The sequence below is a fragment of the Streptomyces sp. HD genome (genome assembly GCF_028369295.1).
In the GTDB taxonomy this organism is placed as follows: domain Bacteria; phylum Actinomycetota; class Actinomycetes; order Streptomycetales; family Streptomycetaceae; genus Streptomyces.
The window spans coordinates 19,289-45,768 of sequence record NZ_JAQMYP010000060.1; the positions used below are offsets into that span (position 1 = coordinate 19,289).

Consider the following 26,480-nt stretch of genomic DNA (forward strand, 5'->3'; position numbering starts at 1 on the left):
GCAGTGACCACCCCCGACCTTCCCCTCGCCTCGAACGGCGGCTGCGGCGACGACTGCGCCTGCGGTGCCGGCGACGAGGCCGCAGAGTACGCAGAGTGCGGCCTCGACCCCGCACTCGCCGTGCTCCTCACCGAGGCGGGCCTGGACCCCGTCGAGGTCGAGGACATCGCCCACGTGGCCATCCAGGAGGACCTGGCCCACGGCGTCGACGTGACGACGGTCGCGACGATCCCCGAAGAGGCGACCGCCACCGCCGACTTCGTGGCGCGCGAGGCGGGCGTCGTGGCGGGCCTCAGGGTCGCCGAAGCGGTGGTCTCGATCGTCTGCGAGGACGAGTTCGAGGTGGAACGCCACGTGGAGGACGGCGACAAGGTGGAGGCGGGCCAGAAGCTCCTCTCCATCACCACCCGCACCCGAGACCTCCTGACGGCCGAGCGCAGCGCACTGAACGTCCTCTGCCGCCTGTCGGGCATCGCGACGGCCACACGCGCGTGGGCGGACGTACTGGAGGGCACCAGGGCGAGGGTCCGCGACACCCGCAAGACGACGCCGGGCCTGCGCGCGCTGGAGAAGTACGCGGTGCGCTGCGGAGGCGGAGTGAACCACCGCATGTCCCTGTCGGACGCGGCCCTGGTGAAGGACAACCACGTAGTGGCGGCGGGCGGCGTCGCGGAGGCCTTCAAGGCGGTCCGCGAGGCCTTCCCGGACCTCGCCATCGAGGTCGAGGTGGACACCCTCCACCAGCTCCGCGAGGTCGTGGACGCGGGCGCCGACCTGATCCTCCTGGACAACTTCACGCCGGGCGAGTGCGAGGAGGCGGTGGCGATCGTGCACGGCCGAGCAGCCCTCGAAGCATCCGGCCGTCTGACCCTCGCCAACGCCAGGGCGTACGCCGACACGGGCGTCGACTACCTGGCCGTAGGGGCCCTCACCCACTCCTCGCCGATCCTGGACATCGGCCTGGACCTGCGAGCGGCGGAGTAGGAACGGGCATGCTCCTCACGATCGACGTAGGCAACACCCACACCGTCCTCGGCCTCTTCGACGGCGAGGACATCGTCGAGCACTGGCGCATCTCGACGGACGCCCGCCGCACGGCCGACGAACTGGCGGTCCTCCTCCAGGGCCTGATGGGCATGCACCCGCTCCTCGGCGACGAACTGGGCGACGGCATCGACGGAATCGCCATCTGCGCGACCGTCCCCTCGGTCCTCCACGAACTCCGCGAGGTGACCCGCCGCTACTACGGCGACGTCCCTGCCGTCCTCGTCGAGCCGGGCGTGAAGACGGGCGTACCGATCCTCACCGACAACCCGAAGGAGGTGGGCGCCGACCGCATCATCAACGCGGTCGCGGCGGTCGACCTCTACGGCGGCCCGGCGATCGTCGTCGACTTCGGTACGGCGACGACGTTCGACGCGGTGAGCGCCCGCGGTGAGTACATCGGCGGCGTCATCGCCCCCGGCATCGAGATCTCCGTCGAGGCCCTCGGCGTCCGCGGCGCCCAGCTCCGCAAGATCGAGGTGGCCCGCCCGCGCAGCGTCATCGGCAAGAACACCGTAGAGGCCATGCAGTCCGGCATCATCTACGGCTTCGCAGGCCAGGTGGACGGCGTGGTGAACCGCATGGCCCGCGAACTGGCGGACGACCCCGAGGACGTCACGGTCATCGCAACGGGCGGCCTGGCTCCCATGGTCCTCGGCGAATCCTCGGTCATCGACGAACACGAACCGTGGCTGACCCTGATCGGCCTACGCCTGGTCTACGAACGCAACGTCTCCCGCATGTGACTCCGTCGGCCAAGCCGCTCCACCACACACCGCCGCATTTTGAACGCACAGGCGCAGCCGCAGGCCTCCCTGGGAGCCTGCGGCCCCCGGACCCCCGCTCCGGGCGTTGGCCCGGCCCGGGTCCGAACGTTGCCCCCGGCGGTGGCTGAACGGACGTGGGTGCGCACCCCGGCGCGACGGGGTGCCGCCGCGCCCACCCCCACCACCCGAGTGGCTCCCCGCGCCACACCCACCTCCCTATGCCGCGTTTGTCTGATTAGCGCGTATCGTCGCCGCATGCCCACGCCATACGGATCCCGCGGCGGCATGGCGTTCGGCGCGGAGGAGCTGCGTGTGCTCCGCCGCGCTCTCGCCCTCGCCCTCCACCCCGACCCCGCCTCGGCCGAAGACGTCGAGGACTGTCTCCGCCTCGCCGAGTCGCTCGACGAGGCGATCCGCGAGGGCGCCCGGCTGCGTGCGTTCTTGGTGGCCGACCTCGCCCGCTACCGCGCCGCCCTCCCCGGCACCGCAGCCGGCTACCTCACCCTCCTCGAAGAGGCCCTCACCGCCGGGTACCACCCCACCCCCGACGACCTCGCCGCCCTCCGAGCCCTCCGCAGCAGCCCCGCCGCCGCCACCCTCCTGGACCGCTGCCGGCCACTCGCCGACCAGGACACACGAGCCCGTCCCACCATCCCGGCGTCCCGCACCCACCTCACGGCCCTCCCCGGAGGCCTCGCCCTCCCCGCCCAGGGCGCCACCCAGGACGCCGCTCAGGACCCCGCCAGGCAGCCCCGGAAGAAGCCGGCAGAAAAGCCGGCCGCCCCCAAGCCCGGTCCCGGCCCGGCCCCCACCCCCGGCCCCGAGCCCACCCCCGCCGCCCCGAAGCCACCACGCCCCATCCCCACCCCCGGCGAGGTCTTCCCCCGCCGCAAACCGACCCCGCCCCCCTCGAACCCGCCCCAGCAACTGGCCGCAGGCTGACAACAGCCACACGCCGCAAGCTGCACGCCGCACCACAAAGACCATGCGCAGACGCACCCCGGGCAGCCCGGCTGCCCGGCGAGGTGCCCTCCGCCCCCAGGCCCAGCCCGGCTGCCCGGCGAGGTCCCCCTCCGCCCCCAGGCCCAGCCCCCAGCCCCACGTCTCCCGGCCCCCAGCACTCGACGCCCCGCCCCCCTTCGAAGCTCGTGAAGCCCCCCGCCCAGGCCGCCCCCGCCCCCTGGCTACCCTGGATGCATGGACTACGTCTCCGCACTCCTCCCGCCGGCCGTCATGGCCGTGTTCTTCATCGGCGTGATCAGGGTGATCGTGAAGACCCAGGGCGGAGCCAACAAGGCCAAGGAGGACGCCGCGGTCGACGCGGCCCTCGCGCGCACAGAGGGCACCCGCCAGGCCCCCGCGGCCCCGGACGCCTGAGCCGACCCGAGCCCGACCGGCCTGGTCCGAGCCGGTCCGAGCCGCTCCGATCCCCCCTCCCGAACCGCGGACGTTTTCCGAATCCCCGCGCCCTTTTTGCCCCGTTCGCCAAAGAAAGCGCACGTCCGGCACGCCAACACCTAGTTCTCCCACTATTGTGCTGAACTGTGCCTCGCCCATTGGGAGAACTCGAAGACGCGGTCATGACGCGGGTGTGGAAGTGGAACCGCCCGGTGACCGTTCGAGAAGTCCTGGAAGATCTCCAGCAGGAACGGTCCATCGCGTACACCACGGTGATGACCGTTTTGGACAATCTCCATCAGAAGGGCTGGGTACGCCGCGAGGCGGAAGGCCGCGCCTATCGATATGAGGCGGTCTCCACACGAGCCGCCTACGCGGCCGCCCTGATGAACGACGCCTGGTCGCAGAGCGACAACCCCGCCGCCGCACTCGTCGCCTTCTTCGGCATGATGAGCGAGGAACAACGCCTCGCCCTGCGGGACGCCGTACGCATGGTCCAGGGCCCGGAAACACCCGAACCCACAGAACCTCCCGATACACACCGCGTTACGGGCACGGATACGACCGGCACGGATACGACCGGCACCGATACCACCGGCACTCATAGAGCCGGAACCGATACGACCGGCGGTGATACCGCAGGCACCGATACCACCTCCCCCCAAACCCGCAAGCCCGATACCGGCCCAGATACCCACGCGGATACCGCCGCCGAGAACCCCGGCTCCGCACAGGAGCGCCGCGGGCGATAGCGTCCGCTCATGTCAGCAGAGAGCCACTCGGTCGAGAGCTCCTCGGTGGGGAGCCCAGAAGTCACCGCAAAAGCCATCACCGTCCGACGGGCCCGCACCAGCGATGTCCCAGTGGTACGTCGTCTCCTGGACGAGTACGTCCAGCGTCGCATCCTGCTCGACAAAGCCACGGTGACCCTTTACGAGGACATCCAGGAGTTCTGGGTCGCGGAACGCGACGACAACGGCGAGGTCGTCGGCTGCGGCGCCCTGCACGTGATGTGGGAAGACCTGGCGGAAGTCCGCACTCTTGCCGTGAAGCCCGGTCTGAAGGGCGCCGGCGTCGGTCATCAGTTGCTGGAGAAGTTGCTGCACACCGCGCGCTGGCTCGGTGTTCGCCGGGTTTTCTGTCTGACCTTCGAAGTGGACTTCTTCGGCAAGCACGGCTTCGTCGAGATCGGTGAGACGCCGGTTGACACCGATGTCTACGCGGAGCTCCTGCGTTCCTATGACGAGGGCGTGGCGGAGTTCCTCGGTCTCGAACGAGTGAAACCGAACACCTTGGGCAACAGGCGGATGCTTCTGCATCTGTGATCGCCGGCAGCCTTCCTCGGACTTGCGCAAGCTTCCGGAAGACATATTCCGCCCGGACCGGCCGTGCCCAGGTGCCCTATGTCCGAAACGCGCATGTTTCCGGACGGGGGCCGGGGCGGTGGGTCTCTCCCGGGGGTTTGTGTTTTTCCCGCAAAAGCGGTTTGCTTTCCGACGTACTGCAGTACTGCATATAACAGGGGACGGCGAAACGGCGGACGCCGCAGACCCCCGGCCCTCAAGTTATCGATGAAAGGAAATCCGGTGGCACAGAAGGTTCAGGTCCTTCTTGTCGACGACCTCGACGGCGGCGAGGCCGACGAGACCGTGACGTTCGCGCTGGACGGCAAGACGTACGAGATCGATCTCACGACTGCCAATGCGGACAAGCTCCGTGGTCTTCTTGAGCCTTACGTGAAGGGCGGTCGTCGTACCGGAGGCCGCGCTTCGGGTGGTCGCGGAAAGGCGCGCGCCGCTTCCGGTGGCAGCCAGGACACCGCGCAGATCCGCGCATGGGCCAAGGAGAACGGCTACGAGGTCAACGACCGCGGCCGCGTTCCCGCGTCCATTCGTGAGGCATACGAGAAGGCCAACGCCTGATTCCAGGCCGAAGCCTGCTCTACGGACAGGCCGAGGGCTGCACGCCCGCGCGTCGCAGCCGCAGGCGGTGGCAGTGCGTGGCCACCGTGTCCAGCACCCGTACGAGATCGGGGGCGCCCCCACCGCCCCCCAGGGCCGACAGTGTCGGCAGCGAGGCCTCGACCTCGCCCCCAGTCCCGGGGGGCCGCAGCCACACGGCGGCCCCCTGCACTGCAGCCGACCGGCCCAGGGCAAGCGGCCGCATCATGCCGCACCCCGGCAGACCAGGACGTCGTACGGCCCCTCCAGGCCCCGGATCGACGGGCTGCCGTACGGGCGTGACCGGCCCCCACTCGGGTGGCAGGGGCGCCTCCATGAGGTCGCCCTCGCCGAGCGCCGTCAGGTCCAGGGGCAGTGAGCCCCACTCCAGCCAGTCCAGTGCTCCCGGCACCTCCTGCGCGCTGCCCGCGGCGATGAGCAGCCGCATCCGGTCGCCGCGGACGGCCACCGGGGAGTCCGGCGTCAGATGGCGCAGTGCCGCGCGGCCCGCCCCGGCCGGGACGTCCAGGACGTCGAAGCGCGGGCCCACGCAAAGCCACAGCGGGAATCCGGGGGCCCCGGGCACCACCGGCCAGCCCAGTTCGTTCTCGTACCACCGACGGACCTGATCGCTCGGATCGAGCGGCCGACGGGGGAGGGGGATCGTGGCAGGGTCCGTGGTGATCACGGGGCGGGTGCCGACCATGCCAAGTGCAACCGCCGAAAGAGCATGCGGGTTACGCTGGGTGCACTAGTGGATGCGCAGAGTGTCGAAAAGGGGGCGTGCGGGGGGTGTGGGCAGGCGCAAGGTTGTTCGCCCGTAGCGGAGGGAACCGGGGGGCGCGGCATGGAGTGTCAGTCCCAGCGGGTAAGACATCCCTAGTGGGAGGGGGCGACACGCAGGACAGTGAGTCTCACGTTCGCCATCGGCGTACTGATGGTGAGGGTAACCACCTGGCCTGCGGGAACATCGTCTCGCACCATCGGGTTGGAGCAGATGTCGGCGTTCGGGGTCAGGAGGCCATCGACGGTGTCGGCAGTTGGAATGAGCGGTCCCCGCTTGCGGGACTAAGCTGCGGAAGGACAGGGAGGGGAAGTTCCCCCCACTGCCTGACCGCTCTGAGGAGCGATTAACGATGTTCGAGAGGTTCACCGACCGCGCGCGGCGGGTTGTCGTCCTGGCTCAGGAAGAAGCCCGGATGCTCAACCACAACTACATCGGCACCGAGCACATCCTCCTGGGCCTGATCCACGAGGGTGAGGGTGTCGCCGCCAAGGCCCTTGAGAGCCTCGGGATTTCGCTCGAGGCGGTCCGCCAGCAGGTGGAGGAGATCATCGGCCAGGGCCAGCAGGCCCCGTCCGGGCACATCCCCTTCACCCCCCGTGCCAAGAAGGTCCTGGAGCTGTCGCTCCGCGAGGCCCTTCAGCTGGGTCACAACTACATCGGCACGGAGCACATCCTGCTCGGCCTGATCCGTGAGGGCGAGGGCGTCGCCGCCCAGGTCCTGGTCAAGCTGGGCGCAGATCTCAACCGGGTGCGGCAGCAGGTCATCCAGCTGCTCTCCGGCTACCAGGGCAAGGAGACCGCCACCGCCGGCGGGCCTGCCGAGGGCACTCCCTCGACGTCCCTGGTCCTCGACCAGTTCGGCCGGAACCTCACCCAGGCCGCTCGTGAGTCCAAGCTCGACCCGGTCATCGGGCGCGAGAAGGAGATCGAGCGGGTCATGCAGGTGCTGTCCCGCCGTACCAAGAACAACCCGGTCCTGATCGGTGAGCCCGGCGTCGGCAAGACCGCCGTCGTCGAGGGCCTCGCCCAGGCCATCGTCAAGGGCGAGGTGCCCGAGACCCTCAAGGACAAGCACCTCTACACCCTGGACCTCGGCGCGCTGGTCGCCGGCTCCCGCTACCGCGGTGACTTCGAGGAGCGCCTGAAGAAGGTGCTCAAGGAGATCCGCACCCGCGGCGACATCATCCTGTTCATCGACGAGCTCCACACGCTGGTCGGTGCGGGTGCCGCCGAGGGCGCCATCGACGCGGCCTCCATCCTGAAGCCGATGCTGGCCCGCGGTGAGCTGCAGACCATCGGTGCGACGACGCTGGACGAGTACCGCAAGCACCTGGAGAAGGACGCGGCCCTGGAGCGCCGCTTCCAGCCCATCCAGGTCGCCGAGCCGTCCCTGCCGCACACGATCGAGATCCTCAAGGGTCTGCGTGACCGGTACGAGGCCCACCACCGGGTCTCCATCACCGACGAGGCGCTGGTCCAGGCAGCCACCCTGGCCGACCGGTACATCTCGGACCGCTTCCTGCCGGACAAGGCGATCGACCTGATCGACGAGGCCGGTTCCCGGATGCGCATCCGCCGGATGACCGCTCCGCCGGACCTCCGCGAGTTCGACGAGAAGATCGCGGGCGTCCGCCGCGACAAGGAGTCCGCGATCGACTCGCAGGACTTCGAGAAGGCCGCCTCCCTGCGCGACAAGGAGAAGCAGCTCCTGGCCGCCAAGGCCAAGCGGGAGAAGGAGTGGAAGGCCGGCGACATGGACGTCGTCGCCGAGGTCGACGGCGAGCTGATCGCCGAGGTCCTCGCGACCGCCACCGGCATCCCGGTCTTCAAGCTGACCGAGGAGGAGTCCTCGCGTCTGCTGCGCATGGAGGACGAGCTCCACAAGCGGGTCATCGGCCAGGTCGACGCCGTCAAGGCGCTGTCGAAGGCGATCCGCCGTACGCGTGCCGGTCTGAAGGACCCGAAGCGCCCCGGTGGCTCGTTCATCTTCGCCGGCCCGTCCGGTGTCGGTAAGACCGAGCTGTCCAAGGCGCTCGCCGAGTTCCTCTTCGGTGACGAGGACGCGCTGATCTCCCTCGACATGTCGGAGTTCAGCGAGAAGCACACGGTCTCGCGTCTCTTCGGTTCGCCCCCCGGCTACGTGGGCTACGAAGAGGGCGGCCAGCTGACCGAGAAGGTCCGCCGCAAGCCGTTCTCCGTCGTCCTCTTCGACGAGGTCGAGAAGGCTCACCCGGACATCTTCAACTCGCTGCTGCAGATCCTGGAGGACGGTCGGCTGACCGACTCCCAGGGCCGGGTCGTGGACTTCAAGAACACGGTCATCATCATGACGACCAACCTCGGCACCCGGGACATCTCCAAGGGCTTCAACCTGGGCTTCGCGGCCTCGGGTGACACGAAGACCAACTACGAGCGCATGAAGAACAAGGTCCAGGACGAGCTCAAGCAGCACTTCCGGCCCGAGTTCCTCAACCGCGTCGACGACGTGGTCGTCTTCCCGCAGCTGACCCAGGACGACATCCTCGCGATCGTCGACCTGATGATCGGCAAGGTGGACGAGCGCCTGAAGGACCGGGACATGGGCATCGAGCTCTCCCAGTCCGCCAAGGAGCTGCTGTCCAAGAAGGGTTACGACCCGGTGCTGGGCGCGCGGCCGCTGCGCCGCACGATCCAGCGCGAGATCGAGGACAGCCTGTCGGAGAAGATCCTCTTCGGCGAGCTGCGCCCCGGTCACATCGTGGTCGTGGACACGGAGGGCGAGGGCGACACCAAGACCTTCACCTTCCGCGGCGAGGAGAAGGCGGCCCTGCCGGACGTCCCGCCGATCGAGCAGGCGGCGGGCCCGTCGAGCGGCCCGAACCTCAGCAAGGAGGCGTAAGCCTCACCAGCTGAAAGGGGCCGGTGCTTTCGAGCACCGGCCCCTTTGGCATGCCGCCGTACGGCGGCGAGGAATTACGACAACTGCCCGTTGTAGTCAGGCAGCTTGTACGTCTTCTCGGCATGGCCGCCCGACAGGTCGGTGGCGCTGTTGCCGACGTTCGCGATGATCGTGAAGCCCTTCTTCTCGATGTCCACGCGCTGGGCCGTCTTGTAGTCCGCGACGTCCTTGAAGAGGTCGCCGAAGCTGCGCACATAGAGGCCGGAGACCTGGTAGCCGACGTGCTTGAGGTTGTAGTCGGTCACCGGGGCGATGATGCCCGGGCGGGCGGTCACGAAGAACAGGGAGACGCCGTGCTCCTGGGCGTACTTGGCGACGTCCAGGACCGGCTTGTTGGCCGGCTGCGGGTAGCTGAAGCCGAAGTCCGTCTCCAGGGTGGTGTTGTCGATGTCGAAGACGATCGCCTGCTTCTCACCCGGCCTGGTGTTCGCGATGCGCTGCTTCAGCTCGGGGAGCGCCTGGTTCATCACCGCCTGGCAGTCCTTCTGCCAGGTCGCGTAGTCGACATCCGCCGAGGATGCCGTGACTGCCGCAGTGGTGGCGGTGGAGGTGCTCGTCGCGGTCGCCGCTGCTTCGGCGGGGACCGCGAGGGCCACGAGGGCGGCCGCGGAGGCGGTGCTGACCGCGATGCGGTGCGCCCAGGGGCGAAGCGTCATGTGGGGGGTCCTCTCACGTCACGTGCGCTGGGTTGTCGCATGCATGTTCGTGTGCGTGGGTGGCTGGTGGGGAACCAGCTGGTTACCGGACGGTAGCTCACGTTTGACGGCGGCCCCAGAGTCGCGACGGGATCGGTTACGGAAAGGCGAAAGGGGGCGTAGTGCCCGTCACATTCCGGGGTCTTCCGATTGCGCTGGGCGGTGACATGCCGCACAGGCGATTTGTCCGTTACTAGCGGGAATAGTGGAAACGGCGCTGCGGGTAAAACGGGCGTAACGGGATAGAAGTGGCGGCGAGTTTTGGTGTTCGCGCTGGTTTGTCCCTAATGAGGGCTCTGTCAAGATGCAGGGATTTTTGCGGCGGAGTACTAGCTTCCGTCGTAGAAAAGGGGTTTTGGGGTTTGGGGGGACGAGGGTTACCAAGGGATGGCCATCCGGCGAGCGCCTGTGCGTCGGGTGGTTCTCTCTGTCGTCGTCCCGATGAGGTTTCGCATGTCCCCGCGCCTTTCCTTCCGTTCGACCCGTACGTCCACCTTCCGCACCCGTGCCGCTGTGCTGGCCGCCGGCCTGGGGGCCTCGGTCGTATTGGGCGCCGGGGGCGCGGTCGCCGCTGAGATGACCTCCGCCACCGGTGTCTCCACCGCCGTTCAGGCGCAGAGTGCCGCGGTGAAGAAGGCCGCCGTCAAGAAGGCCGCCGCCTCCTGGGTCAGCCCGGTGAAGAAGTACACGAAGAGCGCCAGCTTCGCGCAGGCCGGTGCCAGGTGGCAGTCCACCCATAGCGGGCAGGACTTCGCCGTGCCGAGCGGCACCCAGGTCATGGCCGCGCACGGCGGCACCGTCGTCAAGGCCGGCGGCAACGGCGCCGGTGACGGTCCGGCGTACGGCAACGCCATAGTCGTCAAGCACGGCAACGGGACCTTCACGCAGTACGCCCACCTGTCGCGCATCGACGTGAAGGTCGGCCAGGTCGTCAAGACCGGTCAGCACATAGCCCGGTCCGGCAACACCGGTAACTCCAGCGGGCCGCACCTGCACTTCGAGATCCGTACGACCGCCAGCTACGGCTCCGCTGTCGACCCTGTGGCCTTCCTGCGGGCCAAGGGTCTGAAGATCTGAGTCACCGAGCCGCTCTCAGGCGCCCTGGTGCGCCTGGGTGACCAGATCTGTGGCGACCTCAAGGACAGCCTTGCGCTTGTCCTCGGGGTCGCCTTCGAGGTCCTGCAGCAGGAACATCCCGGCGTGCAGTGTGAACAGGGCACTGATGCAGCGGACCTGGCCGACCAGGTCGGAGTCCGGGTCGATGATGATGTCCCGCATGCCGACCATGCGGTTCTTGAACATCTCGCCGATGCTCAGTTCGCGGACCGTCGCCTGGTTCTCCTGCATGAAGCGGAACAGCGGTGCCGCCTCGGTCAGGGCCTGGCTGTAGCGGCGTACGATCTCCTGCTTCGTGTCGAGTGAGTGCGGCTGTCGCTTGCCCCACTCGATCAGCTCCTCGATCGGCTTCGTCAGATCCTCGAAGAGGCTGACGATGATCTCTTCCTTGGTCTTGAAGTGGTAGTACAGGGCCGCCTTCGTGACGTCCAGGCGCTCGGCGATCTCGCGCAGGGAGGTCTTCTCGTAGCCCTGCTCGGCGAAGAGTTCGAGCGCTACGTCCTGGATGCGCTGGCGGGTGTCCCCGCGGCGCCGCTGCTTGGTGCCGTCCATGGTGCCACCCATCCTCGTACGCCTCGGCTTTCCGGAAAACTTACTTGACGCCCGGCTAGTTACGCATCTACCTTCCCTGAGTGTAGACAACTAGCCGGGCGGCAAGTAAGTAGCGGCGGGAAGCCGGGGGAGTGGGAGTCATGGCGGACACACAGGCAGCTGGTTCGGGAGCGGAGGAGCCTGCTGGGCCACAGCCCAGAAGCGTGCGGGTCGTGCTGCTCGCGCTGATGATCACGATGATGCTGGCCATGCTCGACAACATGATCGTGGGCACCGCGATGCCGACGATCGTGGGTGATCTGGGCGGGCTGGAGCATCTGTCCTGGGTCGTGACGGCGTACACGCTGGCGACCGCCGCCTCCACCCCGCTGTGGGGCAAGCTCGGCGACATGTACGGGCGCAAGGGCGTCTTCATGTCGTCGATCGTGCTGTTCCTGATCGGCTCCGCGCTGAGCGGCATGGCCCAGGACATGGGACAGCTGATCGCGTTCCGGGCCGTGCAGGGACTGGGCGCCGGCGGTCTGATGGTCGGTGTCATGGCGATCATCGGTGATCTGATTCCGCCGCGGGAGCGGGGCAAGTACCAGGGCATGATGGCCGGCGTGATGGCGCTCGCGATGATCGGCGGGCCGCTGGTCGGCGGCACCATCACCGACAACTGGGGCTGGCGCTGGTCCTTCTACATCAACCTGCCGCTCGGTGTCGTCGCGCTCGCCGCGATCAGTGCCGTCCTGCACCTGCCGAAGAAGCGGACGCAGGCGCGGATCGACTATCTGGGGGCTGCGCTGCTGACCGTGGGGATCACCGCGATCGTGCTGGTGACCACGTGGGGCGGCACGGAGTACGCCTGGACGTCCGCGATGATCATGGAGCTCATCGGGATCGGTGTCGCGGCCCTGGTGGGGTTCGTGTTCTGGCAGACCAAGGCTGCCGAGCCGGTGGTCCCGCTGCACATCTTCCGCAGCCGGAACTTCACGCTGATGTCCCTGATCGGGTTCATCACCGGGTTCGTGATGTTCGGCGCGACGCTGTTCCTGCCGCTGTACCAGCAGTCCGTGCAGAAGGCGTCAGCGACCAACTCCGGGCTGCTGCTCCTGCCGATGCTCGGGGCGATGCTCGTGACGTCCATGGCGGCGGGACGGGTGACCACGAACACCGGGCGCTACAAGGCCTTCCCGATCGTCGGCGGTGTGCTGATGGTCGTCGGGCTGTATCTGATGTCGCTGATGGACACCGGGACCAGCAGGTTCACGTCCGGTGTCTACATGGCCGTCGTCGGGCTCGGGATGGGCTGTCTGATGCAGATCACCATGCTGGTTGCGCAGAACAGCGTCGAGATGAAGGACATGGGCGTCGCGTCCTCGTCCACCACGCTGTTCCGGACGCTCGGGTCGTCGTTCGGCGTCGCGATCATGGGTGCCTTGTTCAACAGCCGGGTCCAGGACGTCATGGCCGAGCGCGGCGGGGCGCTGGGGGCCAAGGTGACCGAGCAGTCGGCGCAGCTGGACGCGGCGAGTCTGGAGAAGTTGCCGGAGGCCGTGGCGGGGGCGTATCGGCACGCGGTGTCCGCGGGGACGCACGGGGCGTTTCTCCTGGGGGCCGGGGTCGCCGTGCTGGCGCTGGTGGCGGCCCTGTTCGTGAAGGAGGTGCCGCTCAAGGGGGCGGGGCCCAAGGAGGACGGTGCCGGGGACGGGACCGACGCGGCGGTGAAGACGGCGGTTGTGGAGGCCGTCTGAGGTCGTGCGGTGGGCGGAGGCCCCCGGGTTGCTCTGGGCGACCCGGGGGCCTCCGCGTTTCCGTCGGGCTGTCAGTGGGGCGTGTCACCATCGGCTGCATGGACAGGACGCGCCAGTTGCGGCTGGCCAAGGACGTCATGGATCGGGAGTGGGCCGATCCGGGGCTTGATCTGGGGGCCGTTGCCGGGCGGGCCGGGTACTCGCGGTATCACTTCGTGCGGGTGTTCAAGGCGGCGTACGGCGAGACGCCGGGGCAGTACCTGACGCATCGGCGGATCGAGCGGGCCGAGGAGTATCTGCGGGGCGCCGATCTGACCGTCACCGAGATCTGCCATCTGGTCGGGTTCAGCAGCCTCGGCACCTTCTCGGCGAAGTTCAAGGCGCGGACCGGGCTGACGCCGAGCGAGTACCGGGAGAAGCATGTCGGGCGCGGGGCCGCGCTGATACCGGGGTGCTACGCGATGTTGTGGGCAGGGGGCTTTCGACGGCGGGACGAGCAGGAGAGCAACTCTGGAGAAGCCCCCTGACCCGCCCCCTGCCTAACGTGACGGCAAGGAAGCAGCCGCAGCCGTAGCCGCGAGCCGCAGAGCAGGAAAGCAGGAGAGCAGAGGCATGATCAAGGGCCTGGGCATCACCACCGTATGGACGTTCGACCAGCAGCGCACCAAGGCGTTCTTCACGGAGAAGATCGGCTTCGAGGTGCGGAACGACCTCTCCATGGGCGACATGCGGTGGGTCACCGTGGGCGCCAAGGACCAGCCGGATGTCGAGCTGGCGCTGATGAGCCTGGACGGGCCGGGGCTCGACCCGGAGTCCTCCGAGGCACTGAAGAAGCTCGTCGGGAAGGGAGTCATCGGGGCCGGGGCGTTCCGGACCGACGACTGCCGGAGGGACTACGAGACCTTCAAGGCGCGCGGAGTGGAGTTCGTCCAGGAGCCGCAGGAGCGGCCGTACGGCATCGAGGCGATCTTCCGTGACGACAACGGCAACTGGTACTCGCTGACCGAGCGGAGCGAGGAGCTCGACTTCTCCAAGTCCTTCGGGTGAGTCCCGGACGCCGGTGGCGGTGAGCCGACCGCCCGCCGCTACGGCAGCAACCGCCCGCCGCTACGGCAGCATCGGATAGCTGCCCGTGTTGGTCGGCGCGTGTTCCGGGAGCCAGAGGACGGCCACCGCGCCCTCCGCAGGGACATGGTCCGGGGCGCCCGCCGGGCGGATGTTGCGGAAGGTCAGACGGGCGCCCAGCACCCGGGCCTGACCTGCGGCGATCGTCAGGCCGAGACCGTGGCCGTGGCCCGCGCGGTCACTGCTGCCGGTGCGGAAGCGGCTGGGGCCCTCGGCGAGCAGGTCCTCGGGGAAACCGGGGCCGTGATCGCGGACCCGGATGACCCGGCCCTCGACGGTGACCTCGATCGGCGTTCTGCCGTGCTTCGCGGCGTTGGTCAGCAGGTTGAACAGCACCCGCTCCAGCCGCCGCGGGTCGGTCATGACCTCCGACTCGTGGACGACCCGCACCTCGATGGCGGGGTCCTTCGCCGCGACCCGCCGGCTGACGAACTCGCCCAGCATGATGTCCTGCAACTCGGCCCGCTCCGAGGCGCTGTCCAGCCGGGCCACCTCCAGGACGTCCTCCACCAGCGTGCGCATCGCCTTCGCCCGGTCCAGTACCAGCTCGGTGAGCCGGCCGGGCGGCAGCAGTTCGGCCGCCGTCAGCAGACCGGTCACCGGCGTACGCAGCTCGTGCGCGATGTCCGCCGTGACCCGGCGCTCCGCCTCCAGCCGCTGCTGCAGCGCGTCCGCCATGGCGTCCACCGCGCTCGCGAGGTCGTCGGTCTCGTCCCGTACGACACCCCCGATGGCGTCCCGCACGCGCACATCAGGCTCGCCGCTCGCGACCTGGTTCGCCGCGGCCGCCGCCTTGCGCAGCCGGCGCGACAGCTGCCCTCCGATGAGCACGCCGAGCGCGCTGCCGCCGAGGACGACCGAGATGGAGCCGATGATCATGGCCTGGTCGAGGCGGTTGAGGATGTGCTCGCTGCGGTCGGTCCAGCCGGTGCGCAGCGACAGCACCTGCCCGTTGTTGAGCGGTACGGCCGCCCAGATGTCGGGCGCTCCGCTCGGCGTGTCCGTCACATACGTCCCCCGCCGGCCCTCCTCGACCTTGTCCCGCAGCGCCGGCGGCAGCTCCGGGTCGTTGATCGTGGCGTTGGGGAAGTTCAGCCGCTTGGACTGCTCGAAGCTGCGCTGGGCGATCTGGACGCGCTCGTCCGCGAGGTCGCGGGCGCTGTCCAGCATCGAGACCCGGGCCTGGTTGTGCACGACCAGGCTCAGCACGATCGCCACGAGCGCGCCGACCAGTGCGATCGCCGCGCTCAGCTTCCACCGCAGGCCCGTGCGTATGGCGATACGGCTGTTTCTGTGACGGCTCACCCGCGCTCCTGCACGACCATCCGCACGCTCTCCCGTGCGAGCGCCCATCCGGACACCGACCCCGGGGCCCGCGATCTCCGCCGGGTCCGTGAGTTCGACACTGCCTGCGCCGGACGTCGCCGGGCGTCTGAACATCCCCCGCATGCCCGCCCCGCTCAGGCCTTCAACTTGTAGCCGAAGCCACGGACCGTCTCGATACGGTCCTGGCCGATCTTCTGCCGCAGTCGCTGTACATGGACGTCGACGACCCGGGTGTCCCCGCCCCAGCCGTAGTCCCACACGCGCTCCAGCAGCTTGTCCCGTGACAGCACCGTGCCCGGCGCCGAGGAGAACTCCAGCAGCAGACGCATCTCGGTCGGCGTGAGCGCCACCGGCTGCCCGTCCCTGCGTACCTCCATGCCCTCGGTGTCGACCTCCAGGTCGCCGAAGGTCAGCACCCCGCCGTCGGCGGCCGGGTCGGCCTCCTCCGTCCGGTCGGGGCCGCTCGCGTGCCCGAAGCGGCGCAGCACGGCACGGATCCGCGCGACCAGCACGGCACCGTCGAACGGCTTCGTCACATAGTCGTCCGCGCCCGCCTCCAGGCCCAGCACCACGTCGATCGAGTCGGCGCGCGCCGACAGCATGATCACCGGCACGGTCGACTCGTCACGGATCCGGCGGCACAGACTGACCCCGTCCAGGCCCGGGACCATGACGTCCAGCAGTGCGATGTCCGGCCGGTTCGTCCGGAACGCCTCCAGGCCCGACAGTCCGTCGGGCATGGCGGTGACCGCGAAGCCGTCCCGCTCCAGGGCGAGTTGGGTGGCCTCGCGGATGACGTCGTCGTCCTCGACGAACAGAACGTGGGTCTGGTCTGCCATCCCGGTGCTCTCTGTCCTCGTGTGCCGTGTGTGTTCTTCGGGTTGCGCGTCTGCTGCAAGGATCGTGCGTCGGCGTCTGGCTCTGCGGCTTGTTCTGTTCAAGGGACGTCTGGATCAGGCGCCGCGTTCATTCCTGCCCGGCCGACCCTCAGCCCTCGGTCGCCGACTCGTCACCTCCGCCGAGGTCGCCGTACTCGGTGCGTGTGCGGTCCTTCAGTATGAAGCGGCCGGAGATCCACTTGTATGAGATCACGTTCTCGCTGGACGGGTTCGACAGCGCGTCGTCCTTGGCGTACACCTGCTCGGTCACCACCAGGTACCCGCGGTCGATCTCGGCGTAGACCGGAGGCTCCTCGGCCTTGAACACATTGTGGTACTCGCCGTCCTCCTCCCGGTACACATACGAGGCGACCCCCACCTGATCGCCGCAGGACAGGACGTTGACCACGATGTCCTCCGCGGACGCGCCGGTGAGCTCGCCGTACGACACGTCGACGGGATAGTCGTCGGACACGCACGGCTTCAGCTCGCGCTTGACCTCCGACGAGACCCCGGGATCCGCCTTGACCAGCCGGACGGCCTGCGTCGGGTCCGGGGCGGCCGATGCGGAGGGCGTGGCCGCGGGCGCGAGTGACTTCGCGGCTCCCGCGCCGCCCACGGCGTCGGCGTGCGCCGGTCCCTCGTCGCGCGCGCCGGTGCCGCCGGTGCCGCACGCGGAGACGAAAAGGGCGAGGGCGACGACCACGGCCATCGCCGTGAACGCCGCCTGGAAGTTCCCCCGGACAGGTGCGGTTCCGGGGCGGTCGGATCCGGTCTGCCCGGACGCTCCGATCCGCCCGAGTTCCTCGGTCTCCCCGTCGGTGTCCCTGTCACTCCGGTCCGTGCGCCTGCCGCCTCTGTCCGTGTGCCCGGTGCCGCCCGCTGTCGTGCCTAGGCCGCGCAACGCTCCCGCTCCTCACGCTCCAGCGCGCGTGCGTCCAGATCGCGGCTCTCCAGCTCCTCGCGGAGCCGGGCGAGCGCCCGGTGCAGCGTGCTCTTGACCGTTCCGGCCGACATGCCGAGGGCCGCGGCCGTCTCCTCCGTGGACATCTGCTCCCAGTGTCGCAGCACCACGACGCTGCGCTGCTTGGGAGCCAGCACCTTCATGATGTCCATCAGCAGGGCGCGGTCCGCGTGCTGCTCGGTGGAGTCGTCGACCGAGGCGTCCGGGAGCTGCTCGGTGGGCACTTCCTCCAGCTTGCGCGCCCGCCACCACTCGGTCCGCGTGTTGATCATGACGCGGCGGAGGTAGGCGTCCGCGAGGCGCTTGTCGGCGATGCCGTCCCAGCGGTGGTACGTCCGCACCAGCGCCGTCTGCAGCAGGTCCTGTGCGTCCACCGGGTCCGGGACCAGTCGGCGCGCGCTGCGCAGCAGCGCGTCCTGTCGGGTGCGGACGTACTCCTCGAATTCGAGCACCTCGCCCTGCGCCATGTTGACCGCCTCCGATTCCCCGTCCCGGCCGGCTCGTTCGCCGTCGGTCCACTGCCTGTGGTTCGTAGTCGTCCCCGCCTGTCGGGTACGGAAAAGAAGCTACGGAGGCGTTGTCACGGGGCTGTCCGAAGCAGCCTTCGGCTAGCGCTCGGCTGTCCGTCGGTTGTGTAACGGAAGCAGGAAAGGGATAAAAGGGAGGCGTGTTTAGTGGCGCTTTGGGTCGATTTGTTGGTGCGGCGGCCATGCGAGAGCCGTACGTCTGCTGTGTATCGGATGTTGCAGAGCCGCCGCGGCTGTGATGTGACTGTGCGTCAGATCGGTCAGGTCGACGGCAGCCGGTACGTCCCGCCCGGCAGCGGCTCCACCAGGCCGTCCGCGACCAGACCGTCCAGGGCGCGGGCGCGCTGCACCGGCTCGTGCCAGACCCGGTCCAGGGCCGCCTGCGGGACGGGCGTATGGGCCTCGCGCAGTACGGCGAGCAGCTTGCCCCGCACCTGTCGGTCCGTTCCTGCGTACGTCTGGCCACGCCGCGGCGGACCGTCGTGCTCCGGCTTGCCCGCGAGCCGCCAGGCGCACTGGGCGGCGATCGGGCAGCGGTGGCACGACTCGTTCTTGGCGGTGCAGACCAGCGCGCCGAGCTCCATGGAGGCCGCGGCCCAGCGGGCGGCGGTGCCCTCGTCCTCGGGGAGCAGGGCGCGGGCGAGCTTGCGTTCGGCGGCGGTGGTGGCGTTCGGCGGGTACTGCACACCGGTGACAGCGCGGGCGAGCACCCGGCGGACGTTGGTGTCCAGCACGGGGTGCCGCTGGCCGTACGCGAAGGAGGCCACGGCGGCCGCCGTGTACTCGCCGATGCCGGGCAGCGCGAGGAGCTGGGCGTGGTCGGTCGGTACGTCCCCGCCGTGCCGTTCCGCTATGGCGACGGCGGCGCCGTGCAGCCGCAGCGCGCGGCGCGGGTAGCCGAGCCGGCCCCAGGCGCGTACGGCTTCGCCGGGGGCGTCCTTGGCGAGGTCGGCGGGGCGGGGCCAGCGGGTGAGCCACTGTTCGTAGACGGGCAGGACGCGGTTCACCGGCGTCTGCTGCAGCATGAACTCACTGACCATCACCCCCCAGGGGCCCGCCTCGGGGCGCCGCCAGGGGAGGTCGCGGGCGTTGTCGTCGAACCAGTCGACAACCGGGCTGTGCAGGTCCTCTCCGCGGGGGGAGCCGGAGGGGGCCTTGGCGGGGCTGCTGACGGAGGGTTTCGTGGGCGCAGTCATGGCTTTCCGATCCTGCCATGTTGGGGGCGGCGGGGTGGGTAGGTGGCGGTGGCCGTGCGTTTTGCGACTGCGGAATGGGGCGGTTTCCGGCCCCGGGAGCCTGCCTCGAAGAGCGCACCGCACCTGACGATCGGCAGCAGTGGCGCCCCGTCCCCTGCTTGTAGCGTCGTCCGGATGGAACGTCCTCGCATATGGCGGGCCTGCCTCCTGTGGGCCGTCCTCGTGTCGCCCGCGCTCTCGGCCGACCGGCTCGGGATGAACGAGCCGCGTACCGGGTGGCAGCAGCTGGCCGGGGCGGTCGTGCTCGCGACCGCGGTCGCCGTGTCCCGACGCCGGCCCCTGGCCGCCTTCGCGCTGACCGCCGCACTGGGGCTGGCCGCGGCCCCCGCCCTGTTCACCGTCTCCTACGGCCCCGCGCTCGCCGTCTTCGCGCTGCTGCTAGGGCTGCGTGCGGCGCGGGTGCGCCCGGCGGTGGCCGTCCTCGGGGCCGTCGGCTGTCTCGGTACGGCGAGGATCGCGCTCTTCGGGGTCGATCCGGCACCGGAATGGGTGGTGCTGACGGGCACGCTGCTCTTCGGCTGCGTCTTCCCCTGGTTCGGCGGCCGCTACTGGCGGCAGAGCCGTCAGCTGACCGAGGCCGGCTGGACGCGGGCCGCGCGCCTGGAGGGCGAGCAGCGCATCGCCGAGGAACGCGCCCGGCTGCGCGAGCGGGCCCGGATCGCCCAGGACATGCACGACTCCCTGGGCCATGAACTGAGCCTGATCGCCCTGCGCGCGGGCGCCCTCCAGGTCGCCCCGGACCTCCCGGCCCACCACCGCACCGCAGCCGCCGACCTGCGCGCAGCCGCCGCCGACGCCACCGAACGCCTGCAGCGCATCATCGGCGTACTGCGGGAGGAGAACGAGCCGCCCTCCCTGACCCCGCCGGGAGAGACGATCGAACAACTCGTGGCACGCGCGGCCGAGTCGGGGCTGGCGGTGCGGTGGGAGGGGGTGGAGGACGGGTCGGTGGCTCGGGAGGCGGGCTCGATGTGCGGCGGGTTGGTGGCTCGGGGGACGGGCCAGACGTGCGGCGGGTCGGTGGCTCGTCAGGAGGGTCTGATGTGCGGCGGGTCGGCCGCTCGGGGGGTGGACCTGATGTGTGACGGGGTGGCAGCTCAGCGGACGGACCCGGTGCGCGACGGGGTGGCGGTTCGGCGGACGGACCCGGTGCGTGGCGGGGTGGCGGTTCGGCGGACGGGCCCGGTGCGTGGCGGTATGGCCGGGCAGGTCCCGGTGGGGGAGCCGGGCGGCGTCGCTGAGCGCGTCCTGTACCGGGTGGTCCGTGAGGCCCTGACCAACGCGGCCCGGCATGCCCCGGGCGCCCCGGTCACCGTGGCGGCGGTCAGGGAGGCCGACGGGACGGCGGTCACGGTGACGAGTGGACGGGGACCGGGAGACGACGGCGCAGGGGTCGATGCCTCGGCGGTCGATGGTGCGGGGATTGATGGTGCGGGGGTCGATGCCTCGGCGGTCGATGGTGCGGGGATTGATGGTGCGGGGGTCGATGCCTCGGCGGTCGATGGTGCGGGGATTGATGGCGCAGGGGCCGATGCCCCGGCGGTCGAAGGCGCCTCGGTCGATGGCCCGGAGGGTGACGGCCGGGAAGGCGATGACGAGGCCATCGGCGGTCCGGAGTTCGATGGCGCGGCGGTTTCCGACGGGGCGGGCACGGCCTCCGGCGGTACCGGCCTCCAGGCCCTCCGCGCCGCCGTGACCGCGGTCGGCGGCGGCTTCGAGGCCGGGCCCCACGGAGACGGCTTCCGCGTTCGGGCGTACGTCCCCGAACAGACCGAACCCACCCCACTCACCGAACCCACCCCACTCACCGAACCCACCCCACTGTCGGCCCCCGCCCCGCGCGCCCCCTTCACCCACGCCCGCCGCCGCGTCGCCCTCGCCTTCGTGACCGCCGTCGGCGCGGGTGTCGTACTCGTCGGCGGGGCGTTCGCCTGGTACGCGTACACGGAGACCCACTCGGTGCTGCCGCCCGCGGCCTACGCCGAACTGCGCCTGGGGGCATCCGTCCACGACATCGCCGACGTACTGCCGGAGCGCACCGCGCGGGACGCACCCGTGGAACGCGCGCCCGTGCCACCCCCGAAGGGAAGTGACTGCCGCTACTACCGCGCCGGTGGCGAACTCCTCGTCTCCGTCGACCACTTCAGGCTCTGTTTCGACAGCGAGGGGCGGCTGGTCGCCAAGGACGTGATCCCCAGGGCCGGTCTCTCCGAAGGCACTTCCCGATCCCCCTCACAGTCCCCCTCCCAGCCCTCCTCCTCCCGACACCCTTTCCAACGCCCTTCCACTGACGAGGAGTTCCCACGGTGATCCGCGTACTGCTGGCCGACGACGAGGCGATGGTGCGGGCCGGGGTGCGCGCCATCCTGGCGAGTGGCGGGGAGACCGAGGTCGTCGCGGAGGCGGGCGACGGGCGCGAGGCGGTCGAGCTGGCCCGGGCACACCGGCCCGACGTGGCCCTGCTGGACATCCGTATGCCCCGTCTGGACGGTCTCGCCGCCGCGGAGGAGATCGTACGGACCGTTCCCGGCACGGCCGTCGCAATGCTCACCACCTTCTCCGAACAGGCCTACGTGGCCCGCGCACTCGGCGGCGGCGTCACCGGCTTCCTGCTGAAGTCCGGCGACCCGTACGAACTCATCGCGGGCGTAAGGGCGGTGGCGGGCGGCGCGGCCTTCCTGTCGCCGAAGGTCGCGCGGTACGTCATCGACGGACTGGGCGGCAGCGACGGCCGCCTCGGCCGCGAGGCCGCCGCACGCGCGCGCGTGGCAGAGCTCAGCCCGCGTGAGCGCGAGGTGCTCGGGCTCGTCGGCGCGGGCCTGTCCAACCCGGAGATCGCCGCCCGGCTGCACCTCGTCGAAGGCACGGTGAAGGCGTATGTGAGCGCGGTCCTCGACCGGTTGGGGGTACGCAACCGGGTGCAGGCGGCGATCGTGGCGTACGAGGCGGGGCTGGTGGAGTCATGAGGCTCACTTCATGTCGTATGAGGCGTATGAGTCGTGTGAGTGGTGCGAGGGGACGTGCTCCGGTCGTCCCGGGCCCGTGAACCACCGCACGGCCGGCGCCGGCGACGCCCGCATCGCCTCGGCCAGCCGGGTCGCGGGGTGCGCGGTCAGCCGTACGGCCGTCATCGCGACCAGCGCGCCGAGGACCAGGCCCGCGGCGACGTCGTGCGGGTAGTGGACGCCGACGAAGACGCGGGAGAAGGCCATCAGGAGGGCCAGTGGAGCCGTCAGCCACAGGAGGGCGCGGCCGGTCAGGGCCAGGGCGATGGCCGCGGCGCCCGCGATCGCGGCGTGGTTGCTCGGGAAGGACCAGTCGCCGGGCGGCGGGCAGGTGCTCAGCGCGGCGGTCGCATCCGGCACCGCCCGGCACGGACGCTCCTGCGTGACAACGGACTTGAGCACCTCACTGCAGACATACGCCACAGCCGTGGCCAGAGGTGCAAGGGCCGCGATCGCGAACGCCCGGGTGCTGTCATGCCTCGTCCGCCACCATGCGGTGACGAACAGCGCGGCGAACAGCAGCAGTCCGGCCTCCGTCCATATCTCGGCGGCGTGCTGTACCCACGTTGGGGTGTCGTGGGCGAAGTCGGTGATGTCGCGGTAGAGCTCGGCGTCCTCGAAGTCCATGGTCACGGACCGTAGGCGGTGGGCCGATACCGTCACATCCTGCGATCGGCAGGTGCCGCCCCTGACGGAAGACAGGGGTGCGGCGGCGGCCTCCGGACGGTTTCCGGGATGATGATCCGGAAAAGTTGCGGCTCTGGGCGGCGGGTGGAGCCAGCTAACCCACGGATCTCTCGTACAGTTTGCGCCGTGGGATCTCTGCGCAATCCGGTCGGGCCGCTTCCCTCCTCCATCTACTGGCGACGGAGGGCCGTAATGCTGTCTGTGGTCGCCCTGTTGGCGCTACTGGCCACCTGGGTGCTCGTATCGGGCGGCGGAGGCGGCAAGAACAAGGCGGGCGAGTCCGACGGCAAGAATCCCGCACCCTCGACGATCACGCCGGGTCCGTCCGGCTCCGGGCCGGCGATCAGTCAGGCGCCGGGCGGACGGGACGAGTCGCCCGGCAGCGGTGCCTCCAGCGGTTCGGGCTCCGGCGACGGCTCCGGGGGCGGCAGCGGCTCGGGGGACTCCGACGGCTCGGGCGGCGGCTCCGCGGGCGGCGGCTCGGGCAGCGGTGTCGGCGCGGGTGACACTGTCGCGGCGGACTCCTCACTGCCCGGCTGCGTCGCAGGCCAGGTGAAGGTGGCGGTGAAGAGCCGGAGCAATTCGTACGAGCCCGGCGAGAAGCCCGCCCTGCTGCTGACCGCGACGAACACGTCCACCTACGACTGCAAGGTCGATCTCGGCCCGAAGAACGCGGTGGTGACGGTCACTAAGGCGGGTGCCGAGGACGCCTTCTGGTCCTCCGCGGACTGCCCCGACGTCGCCGCCAGCCTGCCCTTCCGCGTGCCCGCCGGGTCCAGCATCACCTACACGGTGGAGTGGGACCGCAACGCGAGCGCCCCCCAGTGCGCGACGCCCGGCGCGGGAGCGGCCGCGGCAGGCACCTACCTGGTGGAGGCGAAGACCCCGGGCTTCGGCATGGCACAGACGTCGTTCGTCCTGGAGAACGACTGAGGACTGACGGCCAGGGACTGACGGCCAGGGGCTGACGGACAAGGGTCGGGTCTGACGACCAGCGGTCGCCGCAACCCCGAGTACCGCCGGAGCCGGCTCACCGACCAGCCGGAGCCGGCTCACCGACTAGACGTACCGCTCCAGAATCGAGCTCTCCGCCAGCCGCGACAGCCCCTCCCGGACGCTCCGCGCCCGAGCCTCGCCGACGCCGTCCACGGTCTGCAGATCGTCCACGCTGGCGGCGAGCAGCTTCTGCAGCCCCCCGAAGTGCTCCACCAGCCGGTCGATGATCGCCCCCGGCAGCCGCGGCACCTTGGCCAGCAGCCGGAAGCCGCGCGGCGAGACCGCCGAGTCAAGCGCCTCGGGCGAGCCGGTGTAGCCCAACGCCCGTGCCACCGTGGACATTTCGAGGAGCTCGGCGTGGGTGAGGGCGTCCAGCTCGTACAGCGCCTCGTCGACCGTGCGGGACCGCTTGGCCGTCGGCTCGGGGACGTAGTCACGCACCACGAGCTCGCGCTCGGGCTCCACACCGGCGATCAACTCGTCCAGCTGAAGTGCCAGCAGCCGCCCGTCGGTGCCCAGCTCCACCACGTACTCGGCGATCTCGGTGGCGATACGGCGCACCATCTCCAGGCGCTGCGCGACCGCCGAGACGTCCCGGACCGTCACCAGGTCCTCGATCTCCAGCGCTGACAACGTTCCCGCGACCTCGTCGAGGCGGAGCTTGTAGCGCTCCAGGGTCGCCAGGGCCTGGTTGGCGCGGGAGAGGATCGCCGCGGAGTCCTCCAGGACGCGGCGCTGGCCGTCGACGTAGAGCGCGATGAGCCGCATCGACTGGGAGACCGAGACGACCGGGAAGCCGACCTGCTTGCTGACCCGGTCCGCCGTGCGGTGCCGGGTGCCCGTCTCCTCCGTCGGGATCGTCGCATCGGGCACGAACTGCACGCCCGCGCGGAGGATCTTCGACAGGTCGGACGACAGCACGATGCCGCCGTCGAGCTTGCACAGCTCCCGCAGCCGCGTCGCCGTGAACTCGACATCCAGGACGAATCCACCCGTACTCATCGCCTCGACGGTCTTGTCGAAGCCGAGCACGATGAGTCCGCCGGTGTTGCCGCGGAGCACCCGCTCCAGCCCGTCGCGCAGGCCCGTGCCGGGAGCCACGGCACTCAGTGAGGCGCGCATCAGGCCATCGGAACCGGCACTCCCACCGGACTTTCCGGGAGCTGCTACCCGGTCGTTGGCTGCCACTGCACTCCTCCGGTCGCAGGTTCTGGGGCGCTCCCGTTTCGCACATTCTGTTCGTACGGACGGGCGAGACCAGGGCAAAGTCTACCGGCGGTCCTCCTCGTCCCGCGGGGCCTCTCGGCGACGCGAGCGCGGAAGGACCCGGAGGGCGTCTCCTATGTCGGCCACTTCCAGCACCTTCATACCGGGAGGGATCTTGCCCGGGTCGCCCGGCACGAGCGCGTGCGTGAAGCCCAGCCGGTGCGCCTCGGCCAGCCTGCGCTGCACTCCCGTGACCCGTCTGACCTCGCCCGCGAGGCCCACCTCGCCGATCGCGACGAGGTTCTTGGGGAGAGGTGTGTCACTGGCGGCGGAGGCCAGCGCGAGGGCGACGGCGAGGTCGGCGGCGGGCTCCGAGAGCTTCACTCCGCCGACCGTCGCGGAGTAGATGTCCCGCTTGCCGAGTGCGCTGATCCGGCCGCGCTGCTCCAGGACGGCCAGCATCATCGAGACGCGCGAGGTCTCCAGACCGGACGTCGTACGGCGGGGCGAGGGGATCTGCGAGTCGACGGTGAGCGCCTGGACCTCGGCGACCAGGGGGCGGCGGCCCTCCAGGGTGACCGTCAGACAGGTGCCCGGGACCGGTTCGGCACGGCGGGTCAGGAAGAGTCCGCTCGGGTCGGCGAGGCCCGTGATGCCCTCGTCGTGCAGTTCGAAGCAGCCGACCTCGTCCGTGGCGCCGTAGCGGTTCTTGACGCCCCGTACGAGACGCAGGCGCGCGTGCCGGTCGCCCTCGAAGCTGAGCACCACGTCCACGAGGTGCTCCAGGAGGCGGGGCCCGGCGATGGCGCCGTCCTTCGTGACGTGTCCCACGAGGAGCGTGGACATCCCGCGCTCCTTGGACGCCCGGATCAGGGCGCCGGCCACCTCCCGGACCTGGGCCATGCCGCCGGGCGCCCCGTCGATCTCCGGCGAGGCCACCGTCTGTACCGAGTCGAGGATCAGCAGCGAGGGCTTCACCGCGTCCAAGTGGCCCAGCACGGCGGCCAGGTCGGTCTCGGCGGCGAGGTAGAGGTGGTCGTCGAGGGCGCCGATGCGGTCGGCGCGCAGGCGGACCTGGCTGGCCGACTCCTCACCGGTCACGTACAACGTGCGGTGCTCGTCGCTCGCCGACTTGGCCGCCACGTCGAGCAGGAGGGTGGACTTGCCCACGCCGGGCTCGCCCGCGAGGAGCACCACCGCGCCCGGCACCAGCCCGCCGCCCAGCACCCGGTCCAGCTCGGGCACGCCGGTGGACCGCGCGGTCGCCTGCCGCCCGTCGACCTGCCCGATGGGCACCGCGGAATTGGTCACCCGCCCCGGCGCCGTCGTACGGACCGCGGGTGCGCCGTACTCCTCGACCGTCCCCCACGCCTGGCACTCGGGGCAGCGGCCGAGCCACTTGGCCGTCTGCCAGCCGCACTCCGTGCAGCGGTAGGACGGGCGGTCCTTCGTGGTCTTGGTACGGGCAGCCATGCGAAGAACCGTAACGGAGCCCACTGACAACGCCGTACGGCATGCGGTCTCGTCATGCACAAGC

At 70.1% G+C, this 26,480-nt stretch carries 26 protein-coding genes; 15 read left to right on the forward strand and 11 right to left on the reverse strand.

Annotation, left to right across the window (positions count from 1 at the left end; genetic code table 11):
* Positions 1-3: 3 nt before the first annotated feature.
* The 7 genes from nadC (at position 4) to POF73_RS38975 (ending at position 5,131) form a co-directional block, all read left to right on the forward strand.
* Positions 4-984, forward strand: a complete 981-nt coding sequence (gene nadC, locus POF73_RS38945; RefSeq protein WP_272124072.1) for a carboxylating nicotinate-nucleotide diphosphorylase — start codon at positions 4-6, stop codon at positions 982-984.
* A gap of 8 nt (positions 985-992) precedes the next feature.
* The gene (locus tag POF73_RS38950) at positions 993-1,790 is read left to right on the forward strand and encodes a type III pantothenate kinase (RefSeq protein WP_272124073.1); all 798 of its coding nucleotides are present in this window, start codon (positions 993-995) and stop codon (positions 1,788-1,790) included.
* A 306-nt stretch (positions 1,791-2,096) separates the two neighbouring features.
* On the forward strand, positions 2,097-2,753 hold the full coding sequence (locus POF73_RS38955) for a hypothetical protein (protein ID WP_272124111.1): 657 nt from the start codon (positions 2,097-2,099) through the stop codon (positions 2,751-2,753).
* Positions 2,754-3,008: 255 nt separating this feature from the next.
* On the forward strand, positions 3,009-3,188 hold the full coding sequence (locus POF73_RS38960; protein WP_272124074.1) for a hypothetical protein: 180 nt from the start codon (positions 3,009-3,011) through the stop codon (positions 3,186-3,188).
* A gap of 203 nt (positions 3,189-3,391) precedes the next feature.
* The gene (locus tag POF73_RS38965; RefSeq protein WP_443049716.1) at positions 3,392-3,961 is read left to right on the forward strand and encodes a BlaI/MecI/CopY family transcriptional regulator; all 570 of its coding nucleotides are present in this window, start codon (positions 3,392-3,394) and stop codon (positions 3,959-3,961) included.
* Positions 3,962-3,970: 9 nt separating this feature from the next.
* On the forward strand, positions 3,971-4,534 hold the full coding sequence (locus POF73_RS38970) for an amino-acid N-acetyltransferase (protein WP_272124076.1): 564 nt from the start codon (positions 3,971-3,973) through the stop codon (positions 4,532-4,534).
* Positions 4,535-4,795: 261 nt separating this feature from the next.
* On the forward strand, positions 4,796-5,131 hold the full coding sequence (locus POF73_RS38975; protein ID WP_007498879.1) for a histone-like nucleoid-structuring protein Lsr2: 336 nt from the start codon (positions 4,796-4,798) through the stop codon (positions 5,129-5,131).
* A 19-nt stretch (positions 5,132-5,150) separates the two neighbouring features.
* On the opposite strand, the gene POF73_RS38980 is transcribed toward POF73_RS38975, so the two are convergent.
* The gene (locus POF73_RS38980) at positions 5,151-5,855 is read right to left on the reverse strand and encodes an SCO3374 family protein (RefSeq protein ID WP_272124077.1); all 705 of its coding nucleotides are present in this window, start codon (positions 5,853-5,855) and stop codon (positions 5,151-5,153) included.
* 430 nt (positions 5,856-6,285) lie between these two features.
* Between POF73_RS38980 and POF73_RS38985 the strand changes: the two genes are divergently transcribed.
* A complete protein-coding gene (locus tag POF73_RS38985; protein ID WP_272124078.1) occupies positions 6,286-8,814 on the forward strand; it encodes an ATP-dependent Clp protease ATP-binding subunit in 2,529 nt (842 codons plus the stop codon).
* 74 nt (positions 8,815-8,888) lie between these two features.
* Here the strand turns inward: POF73_RS38985 and POF73_RS38990 are convergent, their stop codons facing one another.
* On the reverse strand, positions 8,889-9,530 hold the full coding sequence (locus POF73_RS38990; protein ID WP_272124079.1) for an HAD family acid phosphatase: 642 nt from the start codon (positions 9,528-9,530) through the stop codon (positions 8,889-8,891).
* A 492-nt stretch (positions 9,531-10,022) separates the two neighbouring features.
* Between POF73_RS38990 and POF73_RS38995 the strand changes: the two genes are divergently transcribed.
* Positions 10,023-10,646: a M23 family metallopeptidase gene (locus POF73_RS38995; RefSeq protein WP_272124080.1), complete on the forward strand. Its 624-nt coding sequence runs from the start codon at positions 10,023-10,025 to the stop codon at positions 10,644-10,646.
* A gap of 15 nt (positions 10,647-10,661) precedes the next feature.
* On the opposite strand, the gene POF73_RS39000 is transcribed toward POF73_RS38995, so the two are convergent.
* Positions 10,662-11,249 (reverse strand): TetR/AcrR family transcriptional regulator, encoded by a 588-nt coding sequence (locus tag POF73_RS39000; RefSeq protein ID WP_272124081.1) that lies wholly within the window; start codon positions 11,247-11,249, stop codon positions 10,662-10,664.
* 128 nt (positions 11,250-11,377) lie between these two features.
* Here POF73_RS39000 and POF73_RS39005 point away from each other — a divergent pair, with 128 nt between their 5' ends.
* The 3 genes from POF73_RS39005 (at position 11,378) to POF73_RS39015 (ending at position 14,020) form a co-directional block, all read left to right on the forward strand.
* On the forward strand, positions 11,378-12,973 hold the full coding sequence (locus tag POF73_RS39005) for an MDR family MFS transporter (RefSeq protein ID WP_272124082.1): 1,596 nt from the start codon (positions 11,378-11,380) through the stop codon (positions 12,971-12,973).
* Positions 12,974-13,071: 98 nt separating this feature from the next.
* Positions 13,072-13,500: a helix-turn-helix transcriptional regulator gene (locus POF73_RS39010; RefSeq protein WP_272124083.1), complete on the forward strand. Its 429-nt coding sequence runs from the start codon at positions 13,072-13,074 to the stop codon at positions 13,498-13,500.
* Positions 13,501-13,585: 85 nt separating this feature from the next.
* Entirely contained in the window at positions 13,586-14,020 is a 435-nt protein-coding gene (locus POF73_RS39015; RefSeq protein ID WP_272124084.1) for a VOC family protein, read from the forward strand.
* A gap of 60 nt (positions 14,021-14,080) precedes the next feature.
* On the opposite strand, the gene cseC is transcribed toward POF73_RS39015, so the two are convergent.
* The 5 genes from cseC to POF73_RS39040 form a co-directional block, all read right to left on the reverse strand.
* On the reverse strand, positions 14,081-15,547 hold the full coding sequence (cseC, locus tag POF73_RS39020) for a two-component system sensor histidine kinase CseC (protein ID WP_272124086.1): 1,467 nt from the start codon (positions 15,545-15,547) through the stop codon (positions 14,081-14,083).
* An 11-nt stretch (positions 15,548-15,558) separates the two neighbouring features.
* Positions 15,559-16,263: a two-component system response regulator CseB gene (gene cseB, locus POF73_RS39025; RefSeq protein ID WP_272124087.1), complete on the reverse strand. Its 705-nt coding sequence runs from the start codon at positions 16,261-16,263 to the stop codon at positions 15,559-15,561.
* 148 nt (positions 16,264-16,411) lie between these two features.
* Complete coding sequence (locus tag POF73_RS39030) at positions 16,412-17,095, reverse strand: hypothetical protein (protein ID WP_334313653.1); 684 nt, start codon at positions 17,093-17,095, stop codon at positions 16,412-16,414.
* A gap of 98 nt (positions 17,096-17,193) precedes the next feature.
* Positions 17,194-17,733: a SigE family RNA polymerase sigma factor gene (locus tag POF73_RS39035; RefSeq protein WP_003999062.1), complete on the reverse strand. Its 540-nt coding sequence runs from the start codon at positions 17,731-17,733 to the stop codon at positions 17,194-17,196.
* Positions 17,734-18,053: 320 nt separating this feature from the next.
* Complete coding sequence (locus POF73_RS39040; protein ID WP_272124088.1) at positions 18,054-18,989, reverse strand: A/G-specific adenine glycosylase; 936 nt, start codon at positions 18,987-18,989, stop codon at positions 18,054-18,056.
* A gap of 174 nt (positions 18,990-19,163) precedes the next feature.
* Here POF73_RS39040 and POF73_RS39045 point away from each other — a divergent pair, with 174 nt between their 5' ends.
* Positions 19,164-21,359 carry a histidine kinase gene (locus POF73_RS39045; protein ID WP_272124089.1) on the forward strand — a complete coding sequence of 732 codons (2,196 nt, stop codon included), beginning with the start codon at positions 19,164-19,166 and terminating at the stop codon, positions 21,357-21,359.
* A complete protein-coding gene (locus tag POF73_RS39050; protein WP_272124090.1) occupies positions 21,356-22,015 on the forward strand; it encodes a response regulator transcription factor in 660 nt (219 codons plus the stop codon). The genes POF73_RS39045 and POF73_RS39050 overlap by 4 nt, the downstream gene beginning before the upstream one ends.
* Before the next feature lie 3 nt (positions 22,016-22,018).
* Here POF73_RS39050 and POF73_RS39055 read toward each other — a convergent pair whose 3' ends face one another.
* Positions 22,019-22,681, reverse strand: a complete 663-nt coding sequence (locus POF73_RS39055) for a phosphatase PAP2 family protein (protein WP_272124091.1) — start codon at positions 22,679-22,681, stop codon at positions 22,019-22,021.
* Between the two features lie 186 nt (positions 22,682-22,867).
* On the opposite strand from POF73_RS39055, the gene POF73_RS39060 reads away from it, so the two are divergent.
* Positions 22,868-23,674 (forward strand): hypothetical protein, encoded by an 807-nt coding sequence (locus POF73_RS39060; RefSeq protein WP_272124092.1) that lies wholly within the window; start codon positions 22,868-22,870, stop codon positions 23,672-23,674.
* Between the two features lie 126 nt (positions 23,675-23,800).
* On the opposite strand, the gene disA is transcribed toward POF73_RS39060, so the two are convergent.
* Entirely contained in the window at positions 23,801-24,925 is a 1,125-nt protein-coding gene (gene disA, locus POF73_RS39065) for a DNA integrity scanning diadenylate cyclase DisA (protein WP_272124093.1), read from the reverse strand.
* A gap of 81 nt (positions 24,926-25,006) precedes the next feature.
* Positions 25,007-26,416 carry a DNA repair protein RadA gene (gene radA / locus POF73_RS39070; protein WP_272124094.1) on the reverse strand — a complete coding sequence of 470 codons (1,410 nt, stop codon included), beginning with the start codon at positions 26,414-26,416 and terminating at the stop codon, positions 25,007-25,009.
* Positions 26,417-26,480 lie beyond the last annotated feature (64 nt).